Genomic DNA, 17,130 nt, shown 5'->3' on the forward strand with positions numbered 1-17,130 from the left:
GGGCACTTGTTCAATTGGATGGAGAGGAAAGACAGCATGTGGATAGATTGGAAAAGCACCCTGAGCAACCTGCGCAAGGCTGGAAGCGCGCTGGCCGAAAAGAACCCGCCCCTTGTCAAGGCCTATCAGGGGCTGAACAAATCACTGGGCGAGGGCACGGCGCTTGACGCCAAGACCCGCGAGTTGATCGCGCTGGCCGTGGCCGTCACCACGCGCTGCGATGGCTGCATTTCTTCGCATTCGGCGGCGGCGCGCCAGGCGGGCGCAACAGCCGAGGAGGTAGCCGAGGCGCTTGGCACAGCCATTGCCTTGAACGCCGGGGCCGCGTATGTGTATTCCGCGCGCGCCATGGAAGCGTTCAATCAGTTTTCGGAGTAAGGCCGCATGCCGCCGGCGCATCGGCGCAGCACCTGCTCGCCGGCAACCACAAGGATTGATTCAGTGTCGCACAAACCATAAAAGGCCCGACGGCGGCAGTTCAGCCCACGGCGCAAAGGAGCGTGGAATGAAGAACGAGGCAAGAAAAACGATAGGCATGGGATTGACGGCGGCATTTGCCGCGCTGGCATGGCTGGCGCCACCGTCGGCACAGGCCGCCTGGCCCGACGACCAGCCCATACGGATGATCATTCCCTATGCGCCAGGCGGCGCAACAGATATTCTCGGACGAGCCATTTCCGATAAGCTCGGGCCGCAACTGGGGCAGACCATCGTGGTGGAGAACAAACCCGGTGCGGGCAGCATGATCGGTTCGGAGTATGTGGTGCGCGCCGAGCCCGATGGCTACACCTTGGTGCTGGGTAGTATTTCCAACGTGCTCAATGCTTATTTCTACAAGAAGCCTTTGTACAACCTGCTTACCGACCTGAAGCCGGTCACGCAGATCGTGACGGTGCCCAACTATCTTGCCGTGAACAAGTCGCTGCCGGCGAAGAACGTGAAAGAGTTGATCGAGCTGGCAAAAAAAGAACCCGGCAAGTTGAGCTGCGCCGTTTCGGGTGTGGGTTCGTCGCCCTATCTGTCCTGCGAACTGTTCAAGACACTGGCCGACGTCAATATCATCACCGCGCCTTTCAAAGGTGGTGCGCCGGCGATCCAATCCACCTTGGGCGGGCAGACCAGCATGGTGTTCGCCAATGAAGTGTTTCCCTACATCAGCTCGGGGCAGCTGCGCGGGCTGGGGGTGACCACCAAGGATCGCTCGTCGTATTCGCCGGATCTGCCCGCAATCTCGGAAACCCTGCCTTCCTATGACGTTACGGCTTGGTACGGTATCTGGGCGCCAATCAAGACGCCCGATGCGATTGCCGAACGGCTCAGCAAGGAGGTCAATGAAGTGCTGAAGGATCCGGCCGTGCTGCAAGTGCTCCAGAAGTTGGGTGCAACGCCGGTGCAGAGCAGTCCGCAGGCATTCGACCGCTATGTGCGGGCCGAAATGGATCGTTGGGGCAAGCTCACCAGAAAGATGAACGTCGAGCCGCAATAGGAGGCATCATGAAACGTCTGGCGGACTGCCTGTCGCAATGGGCGCAAGCCACGCCCGATGCGCCGGCAGTGTCTGACGCGCATCACGATTGGTCGTATCGCATGCTTGCAATGCGAGTCGATGAGGCGGCATGTTTTCTGCGTGAACGAGGCGTGGGTGCCGGCGATCGCGTGATGCTGATAGGCGAGAATGGCGCAGCGCTTGCCGCGCTCATTCTTGCGGCGGGCAGGCTGGATGCCTGGGCTGTGCTTGAGAATGCACGCCGCGCCGCAATGGAGGTTGATGCCGTCCATGCGCACGCGCAGCCGCGTACGGTGGTCTTTGTGGTGGACAACTCCCCTTCCGCACAGGCGCATGCCGAGCGGCATCAGGCGGCAGCAGTGGCCGCGCCGTTCGGCAATGTTGCGGTGGGAGACCTGGACGGCGCAAGCGAAGCCGAGCCCGTGGATTCGGATCCGGCCAGCCAGGTGGCCGCGATGATCTATACCACCGGTAGTACAGGCAAGCCCAAGGGCGTCATGCTTACGCATGCGAATCTGCTCCACATCGGCGCCCTCATGGTTCGGCAGCGCCATCTGACGCACGCCGACCGGGTCTATGGCATATTGCCGATTACGCATGTCATGGGCCTGTCTTCAGGGCTGATTGGCACCTTGTCGGCCGGCGCGCATATCCGTCTGGTGCCGCGCTTCTCCAAGGACGATTGCCTGCGGGCGCTGCGCGAGGACGGCATCACCATCCTGCAGGGAGCGCCCGCCATGTTCGCGCGACTGGTCCAGGCCATGCCGCGAGGAGAGCGGCTGCAAAGCGCCCTGCGCTTCATCGCCGTGGGCGGCGCGCCCCTGGATCCGGCGCTCAAGGCGCAGACCGAGTCGGCGTTTGGTCTGACGCTGCACAATGGCTACGGCCTGACGGAAGCGTCGGCAAGCGCCTGGACGAGGCTCGAGGAGGAGAGTGCCGATTGCTCGGTGGGCCCGCCCAACCCGGGCATGGAGGCGCGCGTGCTTGATGCGCGCGGCAAGCCGGTCGGGATGGGCGGCACGGGCGAACTATGGGTGCGGGGCCCTTGCGTGATGAAAGGCTATTTCCGCATGCCGGAGCGTACACGCGAAGTGCTCAAGCCCGACGGCTGGTTCAATACCCAGGATCTCGCACGCCTGACACCCGACGGGCGCATCCATATCGAAGGACGCAGCAAGGACTTGATCATCAGATCGGGCTTCAATGTGTCGCCGCTGGAAGTGGAAACCGCCCTTAACGCCTACGAGGGAGTGCAATATTCGGCCGTGCTGGGCGTTGCGCAGGACGGCAACGAGGAGATCGTCGCCATCGTCGAACCGGCACCGCTCCGACAGTTGACCGAAGCCGCGCTGCGCGATTTTCTCACGCAGCGGCTGTCGCCATACAAGCGACCCAGCCGCATTCTCTTCGTGCAGTCCTTGCCTGTCGCACCCAACGGCAAGGTGCTGAAACATCGACTCAGGGAGCAACTTGGAGACATGCTGTGAATGATGCCGTAACCTACGAATCGAAAGACGGAATCGCCGTCATATCCATCAACCGGCCGGACAGGCTCAACGCCATCGGGCCGGAAGTGGAGGCCGGCTTGGCCAAGGCGTGGGAGCGCTTGCGCGACACCGAGGAAGATCGCGTCGGTATTCTCACCAGCGTGGGGAACAAGGCCTTCTCGGCGGGCAAGGACATGAAGTCCTCCGCGCCACCCGACTACCGCAGCTTCACACCGGGTGTGGGCGTGCTCATAGAAAAGCCGCTTATTGCCGCGATCAGCGGCTGGTGCATAGGCGGGGCCATTGTGCTCACGCAGATGTGCGACCTGTGTGTGGCGACCGAAGACGCCAAGTTCACGTATCCGGAAGCCAAGATGGGTTTCGCCGGCGGCATGATCGCATCGCTGGCGGCACGCATACCGCTCAAGGTCGCGATGGAGCTCATGCTTCTGGGCGAGGTCATTGACGCGCGCAGGGCCTACGAGGTAGGCATGGTCAATCGCCTGGTGCCGCCGGGGCAGCATCTGGAGGAGGCGATGAAGCTTGCGCGCCGTCTGGCTGACAACGCGCCGCTGGTCATGACCATGCTCAAGCGGTTCGCCGCCGCGACTGTGCCGCAAAGCCCTGTCGAAGTGGCCGGACATGCCTGGCGCGAGAACGAGCGTGTGTTTCGCAGCCATGACTTTCAGGAAGGCCTCGACAGCTTTGCGCAGAAGCGCAATCCCATGTTCAAAGGAAACTAGCGACCGCGTTGCCCAGCCTGCTGCGCGGGGGCGAAGGAGCAGGAAATGGAACCAGGAATTGATCGACTACGCCAGTTTGTCGTGCAGGCCACGCGGCTGGCGGATCAGGGACTTCTGGCGGAGATGCCGCCGGCGTCGCTTCTCACGGCATTCCAGCGTCTGGTGAGTCATGACGACTGGCTGCCGGCCGATTGTGCGCGTCCGGATCCGGCTCACTATCAACAGTACCTGCTGCATTGCGATCCATGTGAGCGTTTCTGCATCGTGAGCTTTGTATGGGGCCCCGGCCAGTCCACGCCGGTGCACGACCATACGGTCTGGGGCTATGTGGGTATGCTGCGCGGCGGCGAGATGAGCCAGCGCTATGCCCGTACCGCCGAGGGGGGCTACGAAGCGCTTGGCGAGCCGGTTCGGCTCGCTCCCGGCGAGGTTGAGGTACTGTCGCCGCGCGACGGCGACATACATAAAGTCTGGAATGCGCAGCGCAGGCGCGCCTCGATCAGCGTGCATATGTACGGCGGCAATATCGGGGCCATCGTGCGGCATGTGTACGACACGCGCACGGGCCAGGCGCGGCCGTTCGTGTCCGGCTACTCATCCAGGCAGGTGCCCAATCTGTGGGACCGCTCCGCCAGCGTCCGCGCGGCCTAGTCCGCCGGCGCGGAAGATTGCCTGTCCTGCGGCCCATGCTATCTTCTCAGCATTGCAAACTGGGTTCTGGGCAATGGACAAGACACTATTGAAGGGGCTCATGGTCCTTGAGGCCGTGACCGACATGGACCAGCCGCCCCGCACCGTGGACGAGCTGGCTGCGCTGGTTGGCCTGACGCGCAGCAATGCGCATCGTACGCTGCAGACGCTGATACATGCGGGCTATGTGGCCCGGGACGAGCGCGGCGGCGGCTATCGCGGCACGATACGCCTGTTCGAACTGGGTGCGCGGCAGCTGGCGCAGCTCGATATCCGCAAGGTGGCCTCGCCCCTGATGCAGGCGCTTGCCGACAAGACGGGAGAAACCGTGCATCTGTCTGTGCTTGACGGCTTCGATGTGGTGTACATCGACAAGATCGATTCGCCGCAGCCTATACGCGCCTATTCCATGGTTGGCGGACGTGCGCCCGCCTATGCCGTGGCCACGGGCAAGGCCTTGCTGGCCTATCAGCCAGCCAGCTATGTCGAAGCGCGCGCCGATGCCTTGATATCGCATACGCGCGCAACGCTCACCAGCCTTTCCGCGCTGCGCGATGACCTCGCGCGCACACTGAAGCAGGGTTATGCCGTCAACAGAGGGGAGTGGCGCGAAGGCGTGGGTGGCGTGGCGCGGGTAGTTTTCGACAGCCTGGGCCAGCCCATGGCGGCGGTGGGCATATCGGGGCCGCTCGACCGGCTTACACCGGCTCAGGTCAGGCGTTTCGCACCCGAGGTGGTCAGCTGCGCTGTGGCCATATCGCGCGACATGGGCTACAGAGACGCGGCGCCGCGGCGCCGCGGCGCCAAGGCCGGGCTATCATAAGTTCGACGCACGTTCCCGCGTCGCGATATAAAACCCATGCGTATTGTCGGCAAGACCGGCACCGGAGGAAGAGAGAAATGAATGCTGCACAGACTGTAGCGCCGCGCTCGACGGCGAGCCGCGACAAGGCAATGGGGGGCCAGCCATGATGCGATCGCTGCTGTTCGTACCCGCCGATAGCGAGCGCAAGCTCGAGAAATCGTTGCAAAGCGGCGCCGATGCGCTCATTTTCGATCTTGAGGACGCCGTGTCGCTCGCGCGCAAGGAGGATGGGCGCCGCTGCCTGGCGGGTTTCCTGGATGCGCAGCGCGACGCAGATGATTTGCCCGCACTGTATGTTCGCGTCAATGCGCTGTCCACCGGCATGACGCTGGCTGACCTTGCCGCAGTCATGCCTCATCGGCCAGCCGGGGTGGTTTTACCCAAATGCGCCGGGGCAGCCGATCTGCTCAGGCTCGCGCATTACCTGGAAGCCTTCGAGCACCTGCACCCGGGCGGGCGTACCGGCCGCGAGACATCCATCATCGCCATCGTCACAGAGACCGCCGAATCGCTGGCGCACCTCAATGAATATACGCAGGCCGGGCCTCGTCTCGCGGGAATGATGTGGGGTGCCGAAGACCTCTCGGGTGATGTGGGCGCCCTGGCCAGCAAGTGCGAGGAGGATGCGCAGGCATGGACGGCGCCTTTCACGCTGGTGCGCTCGCTTTGTCTGTTTGCCGCTGCCGCGGCGGGTGTGCCCGCCATCGATACCGTACCCACCGAGATCAATAATCCGGATGGCCTCCGACGCGAAGCTCGCCAGGCTTATCGGGATGGATTCACGGCCAAGGCGGCCATCCATCCGGGCCAGGTGCCTGTCATCAACGAGGCGATGACCCCGGATGCAGCATCGCATGAATGGGCGACGCGCGTTATCGCCGCGTTTGAGGCCAGCGCGGATGTCGGTGTGGCCACCCTGGACGGCAAGATGCTGGATACGCCGCATCTGAAGCTCGCGCGCAAGATACTCGGCGTGGCCTAGCGCGCAGCGCGCCGTGGCGCCACCGCCGCCGGCAACGCCTTGCCGAGCAAACCATCAAAGGAGGATCTCTCATGTCGGGGCCGCTTGCGGGAGTACGCATCATTGATCTGACCGCTGTGGGCATGGGTCCGCATGCAACGCAGATACTGGGCGACATGGGCGCCGATGTCATCAAGGTGGAGTCGCCCGAAGGCGATCTGTTTCGGCATGTGGCGCCCGCTGTGCATCCTGGCATGAGCGCCGCTTTCATGCAGCTGAACCGCAACAAGCGCAGCGTGGTGTTGAACCTGAAGCAGGAAGCTGACGTTGCTGTGCTCAAATCCCTGCTTGCGGATGCCGACGTGCTGGTTTCGAGCATACGCCCGCAGGCCATGCGAAGGCTGGGTCTTGCCTATGAGGCGTTGCAAAAGGAGAATCCCAGGCTGATCTACTGCGGCGTCTACGGCTTTTCTGAAAAGGGCCGCTACGCGGGGCGCCCGGCCTTTGACGACATCATCCAGGCGCGTAGCGGGCTGGCCGGTCTCCAGGGGCGTGGCGAGGGCCGCGAGCCGGCCTATGTCAACACGGTAGCCGCCGACAAGATTGCAGGCATGGCAGCCGCGAGCGCCATAGGCATGGCGCTGTACGAGCGCGAAAAGTCCGGCCTGGGCCAGGCCATCGAGGTGCCCATGTTTGAAACCATGGTGTCGTTCAATCTGGTCGAGCACATGGCCGGTGCGACCTTCGAGCAATGCGATGCGCCCATGGGCTATGGCCGTGTTCTGTCGCCTCATCGCAAGCCTTACCGCACGTTGGACGGCTACATCAGCATGCTGCCCTACACCACGGAGCAGTGGCGCCGGTTCTTCGAACTGGCGGGCCATCCCGAGCATGCACGCAATCCCCGCTTCATGGATCCGGCGCAGCGTGCGGCAGAGATCGGACACATGTACGCCCTGGTGGCGGATATCGTGGCCGGGCGCAGCACCCAGGCCTGGATCACGCTGCTTGAAGATGCCGACATTCCGGTGGCGCCGGTGTCGGCATTGGAAGACCTGCTGGATGACCCGCATCTGCGCGATATCGGTTTTTTTCATACGGCAGTGCATCCGACCGAGGGGCGAATCACGCTTACCGGTATTCCGGTGACGTTCTCTCGCACGCCCGGCGACATCCGCCGCCTGCCGCCCAGCCTGGATCAGGACGGCGATGTGATACGCCGGGACATCGCCGGCACCGACTGATACATAGCGCCGACTGACACATAGCGCCGACTGACACATAGCAAATAATGCCGTGCATTAGTGTAAGCCCCCAGAAAGAGGGGCTTGTCGCGCGCTGTGCGCCTTGTTATTCTTTTGCTGGATACAGAAAAACAATTCGCATCTGTGAAAAGCAGGATGGCGCATCAAGGCGCCCGCAGGCTCGAAAAACAGGAGAGCGGCAGCAATGGGTGGTCCACTGGAGGGAGTGCGGATACTGGACATGACAACGGTCCTCATGGGGCCGTACGCGTCCCAGGTTCTGGGCGACATGGGCGCGGAAGTCATCAAGGTGGAGTCTCCGCAGGGCGACCTGGTGCGCGGTCTGGGGCCCCTGCGGCATCCCGGCATGGGCGCCTTGTTTCTGCACATCAATCGCAGCAAGCGCTCGGTGGTGATAGATGCCAAACAGCCGCGCGGGCGGGAAGCGCTGCTTCGCCTCGCCGCCAGATCCGACGTGCTGCTGTACAACGTGCGGCCGCGGGCCATGGCGCGTCTGGGCCTGGACTACGAGACTGTTTCGGGTGTTAATCCGCGCATCATATACCTGGGCACCTTCGGCTTCGGCCAGGGCGGCCCTTATGCCGCCAAGCCTGCATTCGACGACCTCATCCAGGGCGCCATAGGGCTGCCTTCCCTGATCAAGGCATCGGGATCCGATGTGCCCAGATATGTGCCGTCCAATATCGTGGATCGCACCGTCGGGCTGTACGCCGTGGCGGCGCTGTGCGGGGCGCTTTATCATCGCGAGCGAACAGGCCGGGGCCAGCGCATCGATGTGCCCATGTTCGAGACCATGGTCAGCCATCTGCTCAGCGACCACATTGCGGGGGAGACATTCGATCCGCCCGAGGGCCCCACCGGCTATGCGCGACTGCTGGCCGCCAACCGCCGCCCCTATCGCACGCGCGATGGCTACGTGTGCGCAGTCATCTACAACGACAAGCAGTGGGCGTCATTCTTCCGCATCATCGGGCGGCCGGAGGCCATGTCCGATCCGCGCCTGGCCGATCTGGATACACGCACGCGCAACATCGACGACCTGCAGGCCATGGTGGGCAAGATCTTTCTTGAGCGCGGGACAGAGGAATGGCTGGCTTTGCTGGAGGAAGCCGATATCCCCTGCATGCCGCTGCACGACATGGATTCCATTCTGGAAGATCCCCATCTGCGCGAAGTTGGTTTTTTCCAGTGGGAAGACCATCCGAGCGAGGGCCGCGTGCGGTCGGTTGGCGTGCCTGCGAGCTGGTCGGATTCTCAGCCCAGGCCGGGACGCCCCGCGCCGCGTTTTGGCGAGCATAGCGCAGAGGTTCTGGCCGAGGCCGGCTATGACGCCGACGAGATTGCCGCCATGGCGCGTGATGGAATCACCCATCTGGCCGAAGCCCCGCAGGAGGCCGAATGACGCTGGCGCACGTGACACCGGCATGCGCGGACCAGCTGCGGACGTTGTCCGCGGATCAGCTCGATCTGCGTCGCTTTATCCGTCCGGGCGACACTATTCTGTGGGGTCAGGGGCCAGCCGAGCCGCTTGCCCTCTCCCGGGCCGTGGTACGTCAGCGACACGCCTTGGGCGGCTGCCGGGTTTTCGTGGGGCCTTCATATTGCGGCACATTGCGGCCGGGCGGTGTCGATGGGCTTGCGCTGCAGAGCTATTGCGGCATTGGCGACAATAGCGCCCTGATCTCAGACGGTCTCATGGACGTCATTCCCGTTCATTGTTCGACCATCCCTCGGCTTATCGACGAGGGCCTGCTGGCATGCGACGTGGTGTTTCTGCACCTGAGCGAACCGGGGCCCGATGGGAAATGCAGCCCCGGCATTGCCAACGACTACCTGCTGGAGGCGGCGCGCAGGGCGCGCGTGGTCATTGCGCAGGTCAACGCGCGCATGCCCTGGACGTACTGCGGCGAGGATGCGCTCGATGGCATACGCATTGACGCCGTCGTGCCGGTAGACGATGCCTTGCCCGAATTGCCCTCGGCGCCGGCGGGCGAAACGGAAAAACGAATTGCCCGGCACGCCTGCGCGTTTATTCCGGATGGTGCCGTATTGGAAACCGGCATAGGCGCGATTCCAGATGCCATTCTGGGCGGGCTGCGCGGGCATCGCGACCTGGGCATCCATTCGGGCATGATTTCCGACGGCGTGGTCGATCTGATCGAATGCGGCACGGTGACCAACGCACGCAAGACGCGTGATCGCGGCCTGACAGTGACGGCCGTGATGTTTGGCACGGAACGCCTGTACCGCCATGCGCAGGGCAATCCCGGCTATCGCCTGCACCCATACCGCTATACGCACGATATCGGCACGCTGGCGGACCTGGATCGATTCGTGGCCATCAATTCCGCCGTCGAAGTCGATCTTACGGGGCAGGTCAACGGCGAAGTCGCCAACGGGCGCTATGTCGGCGCGGTGGGCGGCCAGCTCGACTTCATTCGCGGCGCGTTGCGGTCGCGGGGCGGGCGCTCCATCATTGCCCTGCCATCCACCGCCCGTCGGGCAAGCGTCAGCCGCATCGTTTGCCAACTGACGCAGGATGTGGTGACCAGCCCGCGCGCCGACGCCGACATCATCGTCACCGAATGGGGGGCCGCGCAATTGCGCGGCCAGCCGCTGGCTGAACGCGCGCGGCGCATGATTGCCATTGCCCATCCCGACCACCGGGCGGGGCTCGAGGCAGCGCTGCGGGCAGCGCGGCCTACTTTTTTTCAGGACGGAAATCGCGCATGACAGTCAAGACCGCCGCCCGTACTCTGGATCTTTTCGAGGCCTTTGCGCGCACGCAAGAGCCATTGACGCTGTCCGAGCTCGCCAGCGCCCTGAACATGCCGGTATCGAGCTGCTTCGCACTGGTGCGCACGCTCGAGTCGCGTGGCTATGTGTACATGGTGGCAGCCCGCAAGAGTCTCTATCCCACCAAGCGTCTGCTGGATGTGGCGCATCGCATCGCCGAGAACGACCCCATTCTGGAGCGCGTGGCGCCCTTTCTCGAGCGCTTGCGCGATGCCACCGGCGAAACCATCGCTTTCAGCAACCGTCGCGGCGACCATATTGTCTATCTCGATGTCTTCGAGTCCTCCAACAGTGTGCGTTATCACGCACAGGTGGGTGACGCGAAGTTTCTGCATTCCAGCTCCGTGGGCAAGGCCTTTCTTGGCGCCATGGCCGATGACGACCTGCGCAAGCTCGTATCGCGCATGAAACTCACGCGCCTGACGTCCGCCACGCTCACCAGCCGCAAGGCGCTGCTTGACGACATCGCGCGGTCGCGCAAGCGGGGCTGGTATTGCAATGTCAAGGAAAGTGTGGAGGACCTGGGCGGCGTTGCCGTTACGGTCTCCATGGGCGGGGAACGTTATGGCATTTCCATCGCCGGCCCCGTATACCGCATGCAGGCCAATCTGGAGGCGCATGCAAAAAAGCTCCTGAAGACTCAGCAGGCCATCGAAGCGGGCCATTAGTGCCTGCACCGTTTTCAGATCAACAACAATATTCCAGGAGGAGATTCTGTGGCACATATAGAACGGGTCAATCGCATCCTGACGGCATGCGAACGCGCGTTGAACTATGTCGCATGCCTCATGATGTTTCTGATCATGATCATCGTGGTCATCGACGTGGTGCTGCGCTATTTCTTCAATTCACCGCTGGGCTGGTCCTATGAACTGATCTCGCTGTATCTCATGGTGGGTCTCTTTTTCTTCTCGCTGTCGGATACGCTCAATGCCAACGGCCACATAGCCGTCGATCTGCTGTTGCATCGAATGTCGGACCGCCTGCGCCACGCCGCCGATGCCGTGGGCTATGGCTGCGCAAGCCTGGTTTTCGCAGGCATCGTATACATGGCCATTGTGCGTACCATCGTAAGCTATACGGGCGACGAGGTGATAGCGGGCAATATCGCGTGGCCAACGTGGCTTGCGAACCTGCTCGTGGCAATCGGTTCTGGCGTCATGCTGCTGCGCATGGTGTTCCGCTTTGCTGGGCATCTGCTGTCCTGGGCCGCGGGGCGTTCCATCATTGCGCTGCCTCCCGTGTCCGGATCCGGGGAGGCGCACTGATGCTGACGACCTGGATATTGCTTTTTCTGGTTGTGCTGCTGGCCATGGGTACGCCTGTGGGCCTGGCCATGGCTGTTGCGGGAGCCGCGGGCCTGTATGGCATGGGTGGCCTGTCAATGGTGCTGGGCATTCTGGACACCAGCCCGATGTCATCGGCAAGCTCCTACGAGTTGATCTCCATCCCCATGTTCCTGCTCATGGCCGAGTTCGTCATACTGAGTGGCGTGGCCGATAACTTGTTCAAGGCCGCGGCCACTTGCGTGGGGCGCGTGCCCGGCGGCCTGGGCATGGCCACGGCGCTCGCGGGGGCGGGCTTTGGCGCCATCTCGGGCTCAAGCACGGCATCGGCGGCCACCCTGTCGGCGACAACGATTCCGGCCATGCTCAAGCAAGGCTACGAGCCCAAGGTCGCGTGCGGCGTGGTGGCCATCTCGGGCACCCTTGCCATGCTCATACCGCCGAGTATTGCGCTGGTCCTGTACGGCATCATTGCCGATGTCAGCATAGGACGCCTGTTGGTGGGCGGCGTCATCCCCGGCATCCTCGTCACGCTCACCATCATGGCCACGGTGTACCTGCTGGTCATGACGGACCGTTCGCGCGCGCCAACGGGGCGGGCCTACTCCTTCGTGGAAAAGCTGCGCTCGCTCAAAGTGGTATGGGCCATGCTGTTTCTGTTCATGGCGGTGACCGGCCTCATCTACACGGGCGTGGCGACACCCACGGAAGCGTCGGGCATTGGGGCCTTCGGCGCCTTCCTGCTGGCATGGCGCGCAGGAAAAATAACCCTGCGCACGGCCACGGGCGCGCTGAGCCGCGCGGCGCATACAAGCTGCATGATCGTTCTCATCATTTTGGGGGCGCATATATTCGGATATTTCTTCACCCTGACCCAGAGCACCCAGAACATGGTGCAGTGGGTGAGCGAGCTGGGCGCTTCGCGCTGGGTCGTCATCGCCATGATTCTGTTCGGCTATGTGCTGCTGGGCTGCGTCATGGATCAGGTTGCCATTCTGATCCTGACCGTCCCCATTGTTCTGCCGCTCGTGACATCGCTGGGGTTTGACCCGGTCTGGTTCGGCGTGATCGTGATCGTCACCGCGGAGGTGGGCATGGTGACACCTCCGGTGGGGCTCAATGCCTTTGTCGTGGCGCGCTATACAGGCAGGCCGCTGGCGGAGATCTTCTGGGGTGTGACACCGCATGTGATTGCCCATGTGTTCATCATTGCCCTGTTTGTCATTTTCCCGCAGATCATTCTGTGGCTGCCATCGACCATGCGGGGTGAATAATCCGATTTTGCTGCACACGCACTGCCCGCGACCCCGCACCGGGGAAACGGCATTCATAAGGAGACAACAAAATGAAAACCGCAACGATAAGACGCCTATTGCCCTATTCATGCGCCGCGCTGCTTGCCGCGCTTTGCCAGCCGGGGCACGCTGCCGACACGGTGTCGCTGCGAGTGGCCGACTCGTTCCCGCCGGGACACTATATCCCCAAGGCGGCCACCCACCCCTTCATGGAAGAAGTCAAGAAGCTGACCGACGGCGCGGTGGACTTCAAGTACTTCCCCGGGCAGCAACTTGGCAAGGCTAAGGACATGCTGTCGCTGACGCAGTCCGGTGTTGCCGACATCGCCTATGTGGCGCCATCGTTCGTGAGCGACAAGATGCCGCTGGCCGCGGTGGCGGAACTGCCGGGCGAGTTTTCATCTTCATGCGAAGGAACACAGGCCTATTGGAAGCTGGCTAAACCCGGCGGCCTGCTGGATCAAAAGGAATTCGCCCCCCAGGGCGTCCGCGTGCTGTTCACGCTGGTGCTTCCGCCATACCAGGTGTTTCTTGGCGAGAAGACCATAGACGGCCTGGACAGCCTGCAGGGCCTGAAGATACGCACCAGTGGCGGCGCCAAGGAAATCGCGGTGCGCAAGCTGGGTGCGGTGCCCATTCAGATGGCAACGCCCGAAGTGCACGAGGCGTTGTCGCGCGGCACCATAGACGGCATGCTGTTTCCTTATTCAAGCATCCTGTCCTACGACTTGCAAGGCATGGTCAAGAACTCGACCGTGGGCGAAAACTTCGGCAGCTTCATCGTGAATTACGTCATCAGTGAGAAACGCTGGAAGGCGCTTCCCGAGAACGTGCAGCAGGCCATGATCAAGGCTGGCGAGGACATCACGGCCAGTGCGTGCAAGATATCCCAGGAACACGAAAGCGCCGACGCCAAGACCATAGAAAAGGCCGGCGACAAGCTGGTAACCCTGTCCGACGCGGACAAGAAGAAGGCGCACGCGCTGATGAGCAGTGTGGGCCAGGAATGGGCCAAGGAATTGGATGGCCGCGGCAAGGCCGGTACGGAGGTTCTCAAGGCTTTTCAGGAGGCATTGAAATGAAAATCAGGACATTGATGGCGGTTGCCTTCACGGCGGGCCTGGCGTACGCCGGCCAGGCGGCGGCTGACGTGACGCTGCGGGTGGCGGACTCGCTGCCCGTCGGCCATTTTTTCTCGAACTATGCCACGAAGTACTGGATGGAGGAGATCACGAAACGCACCAAGGGCGAAGTCAAGTTCCAGTATTACCCGGCGGAGCAGCTCGGCAAGGCCAAGGACCTGCTGGCGCTGACGCAATCCGGCGTGGCGGACGTGGGGTATGTCGTGCCGTCCTATGCGTCGGACAAGATGCCGCTCACGGCCGTGGCCGAGTTGCCGGGCAGCTTCTCGGACTCATGTTCGGCCACCATGGCTTATGAAAAACTGGCGCGCGACGACGGAATTCTTGCGCAGAAAGAATTCAAGCCCAATGGGGTGAGGCTCATGTTTACCCTGGTTCTGCCACCGTACCAGGTATTTTCGGGCAAGAAGCCGATAGAAAACATCAAGAGCCTGGAGGGGTTGAAGCTTCGCACATCCGGCGGCGCCATGGAGGCCACGGTGCGCAGCTTCGGCGCGGTGTCGGTACGCATGGCCGCGCCCGAGCTGTACGAGTCGCTGTCGCGCGGAACAGTGGACGGCATGCTGTTCCCCTATGCGAGCCTCCTGTCCTACGATCTTGCCGGCATCACGGGCTACGGAACAGTCGGCGAGAATTTCGGCAGCGCGGTCCTGACCTACGTCATGAGCGAATCGCGCTGGAACAAGCTTTCTCCCGAGGCGCGCAAGATCATGGATGAGGTTGGCCGGGAGACCAGCAAACGCGCCTGCAGCATGACGGATAAAGACACCAAAACGGACATCGAGAAAATCAAGGCCAAGGGGGTGCAGTTCGTGCACTTCGAAGGCGGTGATCGCGATGTGATCAAGAAGAAGACGACGGACGTCAGCAAGGCCTGGGCGGAAGCGCTGGATGCGCGGGGCAAGCCGGGCAGTGAATTGCTGGCCGCATTCCACAAGGCGCTGGAGCAGTAGGGGACTTTCATGGATTTTTCATTTACGCAAGAGCAGGAAACCATACGCGATGCCATCGCGAAGATCTGCGAGCGTTTCGACGATCAGTACTGGCTGGAGAAAGACAAGAAGGGCGGATTTCCGCAGGAGCTGCACCAGGCCCTCGCGCGTGACGGCTGGCTGGGCATCTGCATTCCCGAGGCCTATGGCGGCACTGGCCTTGGCATCACCGAAGCAGCGGTCATGATGCAGGCCATCAGCCAGTCCGGCGCGGGCCTGAGCGGCGCATCGGCGGTGCACATGAATATCTTCGGACTCAATCCTGTGGTGGAGTTTGCCACCGAGGAGCAGAAGCAGCGCATGCTGCCGCCGCTCGTGCAGGGCAAAGAGAGGGCTTGTTTTGCCGTGACCGAACCCAATACCGGGCTCAATACGACGCAGCTCAAACTGCGCGCAGACCGGCACGGCGACAAGTATGTGATGAACGGCGCGAAAGTGTGGATCTCGACGGCCCAGGTGGCGGAGAAAATGTTGATACTTGCGCGCACGACGCCGCTGGAGGAAGTGAGGAACCATACCGATGGGCTCAGCCTGTTCTACACCGATCTTGATCGCACCCGCGTTCAGGTGCGCGAGATAGAGAAAATGGGGCGCAAGGCGGTGGATTCGAACGAGCTGTTCATCGATGGCCTCGAAGTGCCCGTCGAGGACCGTATTGGCGAGGAAGGGAAAGGCTTTCGGTACATTATGCATGGCATGAACGCCGAACGCATCCTGATTGCATCCGAGGCGGTGGGTCTGGGCCGCGCCGCGCTGCGCCGGGCCACGGACTATGCGCGCGAGCGCGTGGTGTTCAATCGGCCCATAGGGCAAAACCAGAGCATCCAGCACCCACTGGCGAAGTGCTGGATGGAGCTGGAGGCGGCGAACCTCATGGTGTTCAACGCCGCCACGCTTTATGACCGGGGCGAGTCTTGCGGCGCGCAGGCCAATGCCGCCAAGTACCTGGCGGGCGAAGCGGGTTTCAACGCCTGCCAGACGGCGGTGATGACGCATGGCGGCTTTGGCTACGCCAAGGAATATCATGTGGAGCGCTACATGCGGGAAATATTCATCCCACGCATTGCGCCGGTCAGCCCGCAGCTTGTACTGTGCTTCATTGCGGAAAAGGTGCTGGGCCTGCCCAAATCCTATTGACCATCAATCATCAACGAGGAGATCCCATGTCTGGGCTGTATTTTGAGGAATTCGAGCCGGGCCGCGTATTCAAGCATGCGTTTACCCGCACGGTTACGGAAATGGACAACACCCTGTTCTCCGCGCTGACCATGAACCCCCAGCCGCTGCATGTGGATGCGGAGTTTTCGGCGGGCACGCAGTTCGGGCAGCGCCTGGTGAACAGTCTGTTCACCCTGGGACTGGTCATAGGCATCACGGTAACGGAGACAACGCTGGGTACGACGATTGCGAACCTGGGCATGAGCGATGTCCGCTTCGACAACCCCGTTTTCCATGGCGATACCCTGCGCGTGGAGACCACGGTCGTGTCGGTGCGGGAAAGCAAATCGCGCCCCGACGCGGGCATTGTGGAATTCGAGCATCGGGGCATCAATCAGCGCGGGGAAACGGTCTGCCTGTGCCGGCGCGCCGCTTTCATGAAACGTCGTCCGGCCTGACGGGAGCGAGACATGACGCAGGCAATACGCACCATAGGACAAGGCTGCTACTGGGACGATCTGGCACTGGGCGAGCGACTTCGCACCGTGGGCAGGACCATCACGGAAACCGATCTCGTCAATTTCGTGAATCTGAGCTGGCTGACGGAGGAGCTGTTCGCCAATGCCCACTCGCGGGAAGGCATGGCCATCAAGGGCCGGCCGGTACCCGCCGCGCTGGTGTACGCCTGCGCCGAAGGCCTGCTGACGCCATTCATGCAGGGCACGGGCCTTGCGTTTCTCAACGCGCAGCTCGATGTAAAGGCGCCTACGCAGGTCAATGACACGATACACGTGGAGTGCGAGGTGATCGAGCTGCGTGAAGCCAGCAAGGGGCACAGAGGCCATATACGCACCCGCAACCAGGTTGTTAATCAGGATGGGGTCACGGTGCTTGAATACACACCGCTGCGCATCATGAAGCGCAGGCCTGCCTAGCGCCCCGC

The 17,130-nt window shown here is 62.4% G+C and carries 18 protein-coding genes; all 18 read left to right on the forward strand.

The genetic code is table 11. The annotated features are described in order from the left end of the window. Positions 1–36 precede the first annotated feature (36 nt). The 18 genes from ERD78_RS13120 to ERD78_RS13205 all read left to right on the forward strand — a co-directional run bounded on the left by ERD78_RS13120 (position 37) and on the right by ERD78_RS13205 (position 17,122). Positions 37–378 (forward strand): carboxymuconolactone decarboxylase family protein, encoded by a 342-nt coding sequence (locus ERD78_RS13120; protein WP_129969777.1) that lies wholly within the window; start codon positions 37–39, stop codon positions 376–378. A gap of 127 nt (positions 379–505) precedes the next feature. Further along, positions 506–1,486 (forward strand): Bug family tripartite tricarboxylate transporter substrate binding protein, encoded by a 981-nt coding sequence (locus tag ERD78_RS13125; protein ID WP_129969778.1) that lies wholly within the window; start codon positions 506–508, stop codon positions 1,484–1,486. Positions 1,487–1,494: 8 nt separating this feature from the next. Then, on the forward strand, positions 1,495–2,994 hold the full coding sequence (locus ERD78_RS13130) for a class I adenylate-forming enzyme family protein (RefSeq protein WP_129969779.1): 1,500 nt from the start codon (positions 1,495–1,497) through the stop codon (positions 2,992–2,994). Beyond that, positions 2,991–3,737, forward strand: coding sequence for an enoyl-CoA hydratase/isomerase family protein (locus ERD78_RS13135; RefSeq protein WP_129969780.1), 747 nt, complete (start codon positions 2,991–2,993; stop codon positions 3,735–3,737). The genes ERD78_RS13130 and ERD78_RS13135 overlap by 4 nt, the downstream gene beginning before the upstream one ends. 45 nt (positions 3,738–3,782) lie before the next feature. Then, entirely contained in the window at positions 3,783–4,388 is a 606-nt protein-coding gene (locus ERD78_RS13140; protein ID WP_129969781.1) for a cysteine dioxygenase family protein, read from the forward strand. 73 nt (positions 4,389–4,461) lie between these two features. Then, complete coding sequence (locus ERD78_RS13145; RefSeq protein WP_129969782.1) at positions 4,462–5,250, forward strand: IclR family transcriptional regulator; 789 nt, start codon at positions 4,462–4,464, stop codon at positions 5,248–5,250. Between the two features lie 145 nt (positions 5,251–5,395). Then, positions 5,396–6,274 carry an HpcH/HpaI aldolase/citrate lyase family protein gene (locus tag ERD78_RS13150; protein WP_245152469.1) on the forward strand — a complete coding sequence of 293 codons (879 nt, stop codon included), beginning with the start codon at positions 5,396–5,398 and terminating at the stop codon, positions 6,272–6,274. Between the two features lie 71 nt (positions 6,275–6,345). Beyond that, entirely contained in the window at positions 6,346–7,497 is a 1,152-nt protein-coding gene (locus tag ERD78_RS13155) for a CaiB/BaiF CoA transferase family protein (RefSeq protein ID WP_129969783.1), read from the forward strand. Positions 7,498–7,702: 205 nt separating this feature from the next. Next, the gene (locus ERD78_RS13160) at positions 7,703–8,920 is read left to right on the forward strand and encodes a CaiB/BaiF CoA transferase family protein (protein WP_129969784.1); all 1,218 of its coding nucleotides are present in this window, start codon (positions 7,703–7,705) and stop codon (positions 8,918–8,920) included. Then, positions 8,917–10,251 (forward strand): acetyl-CoA hydrolase/transferase family protein, encoded by a 1,335-nt coding sequence (locus ERD78_RS13165; RefSeq protein WP_180029211.1) that lies wholly within the window; start codon positions 8,917–8,919, stop codon positions 10,249–10,251. The genes ERD78_RS13160 and ERD78_RS13165 overlap by 4 nt, the downstream gene beginning before the upstream one ends. Next, complete coding sequence (locus ERD78_RS13170) at positions 10,248–10,982, forward strand: IclR family transcriptional regulator (RefSeq protein WP_129969785.1); 735 nt, start codon at positions 10,248–10,250, stop codon at positions 10,980–10,982. Before ERD78_RS13165 ends, ERD78_RS13170 begins: the two co-directional genes overlap by 4 nt. A gap of 48 nt (positions 10,983–11,030) precedes the next feature. Next, entirely contained in the window at positions 11,031–11,582 is a 552-nt protein-coding gene (locus ERD78_RS13175) for a TRAP transporter small permease (protein ID WP_129969786.1), read from the forward strand. Beyond that, complete coding sequence (locus tag ERD78_RS13180; RefSeq protein ID WP_129969787.1) at positions 11,582–12,874, forward strand: TRAP transporter large permease; 1,293 nt, start codon at positions 11,582–11,584, stop codon at positions 12,872–12,874. The genes ERD78_RS13175 and ERD78_RS13180 overlap by 1 nt, the downstream gene beginning before the upstream one ends. 71 nt (positions 12,875–12,945) lie before the next feature. Beyond that, a complete protein-coding gene (locus ERD78_RS13185; RefSeq protein WP_129969788.1) occupies positions 12,946–13,977 on the forward strand; it encodes a TRAP transporter substrate-binding protein in 1,032 nt (343 codons plus the stop codon). Next, positions 13,974–14,990 carry a TRAP transporter substrate-binding protein gene (locus tag ERD78_RS13190; RefSeq protein WP_129969789.1) on the forward strand — a complete coding sequence of 339 codons (1,017 nt, stop codon included), beginning with the start codon at positions 13,974–13,976 and terminating at the stop codon, positions 14,988–14,990. The genes ERD78_RS13185 and ERD78_RS13190 overlap by 4 nt, the downstream gene beginning before the upstream one ends. Before the next feature lie 9 nt (positions 14,991–14,999). Then, the gene (locus tag ERD78_RS13195) at positions 15,000–16,166 is read left to right on the forward strand and encodes an acyl-CoA dehydrogenase family protein (protein ID WP_129969790.1); all 1,167 of its coding nucleotides are present in this window, start codon (positions 15,000–15,002) and stop codon (positions 16,164–16,166) included. A gap of 26 nt (positions 16,167–16,192) precedes the next feature. Beyond that, entirely contained in the window at positions 16,193–16,645 is a 453-nt protein-coding gene (locus ERD78_RS13200; RefSeq protein WP_129969791.1) for a MaoC family dehydratase, read from the forward strand. Between the two features lie 12 nt (positions 16,646–16,657). Beyond that, on the forward strand, positions 16,658–17,122 hold the full coding sequence (locus tag ERD78_RS13205) for a hotdog family protein (protein WP_129969792.1): 465 nt from the start codon (positions 16,658–16,660) through the stop codon (positions 17,120–17,122). Positions 17,123–17,130 lie beyond the last annotated feature (8 nt).

The sequence above is a fragment of the Allopusillimonas soli genome (assembly GCF_004153445.1).
GTDB lineage: Bacteria > Pseudomonadota > Gammaproteobacteria > Burkholderiales > Burkholderiaceae_B > Allopusillimonas > Allopusillimonas soli.

Coding starts and splice junctions, on each gene's coding strand:
- ERD78_RS13120 (WP_129969777.1), top strand. CDS start 37: ATGTGGATAGATTGGAAAAGCACCCTGAGCAACCTGCGCAAGGCTGGA.
- ERD78_RS13125 (WP_129969778.1), top strand. CDS start 506: ATGAAGAACGAGGCAAGAAAAACGATAGGCATGGGATTGACGGCGGCA.
- ERD78_RS13130 (WP_129969779.1), top strand. CDS start 1,495: ATGAAACGTCTGGCGGACTGCCTGTCGCAATGGGCGCAAGCCACGCCC.
- ERD78_RS13140 (WP_129969781.1), top strand. CDS start 3,783: ATGGAACCAGGAATTGATCGACTACGCCAGTTTGTCGTGCAGGCCACG.
- ERD78_RS13145 (WP_129969782.1), top strand. CDS start 4,462: ATGGACAAGACACTATTGAAGGGGCTCATGGTCCTTGAGGCCGTGACC.
- ERD78_RS13150 (WP_245152469.1), top strand. CDS start 5,396: ATGATGCGATCGCTGCTGTTCGTACCCGCCGATAGCGAGCGCAAGCTC.
- ERD78_RS13155 (WP_129969783.1), top strand. CDS start 6,346: ATGTCGGGGCCGCTTGCGGGAGTACGCATCATTGATCTGACCGCTGTG.
- ERD78_RS13160 (WP_129969784.1), top strand. CDS start 7,703: ATGGGTGGTCCACTGGAGGGAGTGCGGATACTGGACATGACAACGGTC.
- ERD78_RS13165 (WP_180029211.1), top strand. CDS start 8,917: ATGACGCTGGCGCACGTGACACCGGCATGCGCGGACCAGCTGCGGACG.
- ERD78_RS13170 (WP_129969785.1), top strand. CDS start 10,248: ATGACAGTCAAGACCGCCGCCCGTACTCTGGATCTTTTCGAGGCCTTT.
- ERD78_RS13180 (WP_129969787.1), top strand. CDS start 11,582: ATGCTGACGACCTGGATATTGCTTTTTCTGGTTGTGCTGCTGGCCATG.
- ERD78_RS13185 (WP_129969788.1), top strand. CDS start 12,946: ATGAAAACCGCAACGATAAGACGCCTATTGCCCTATTCATGCGCCGCG.
- ERD78_RS13190 (WP_129969789.1), top strand. CDS start 13,974: ATGAAAATCAGGACATTGATGGCGGTTGCCTTCACGGCGGGCCTGGCG.
- ERD78_RS13195 (WP_129969790.1), top strand. CDS start 15,000: ATGGATTTTTCATTTACGCAAGAGCAGGAAACCATACGCGATGCCATC.
- ERD78_RS13200 (WP_129969791.1), top strand. CDS start 16,193: ATGTCTGGGCTGTATTTTGAGGAATTCGAGCCGGGCCGCGTATTCAAG.
- ERD78_RS13205 (WP_129969792.1), top strand. CDS start 16,658: ATGACGCAGGCAATACGCACCATAGGACAAGGCTGCTACTGGGACGAT.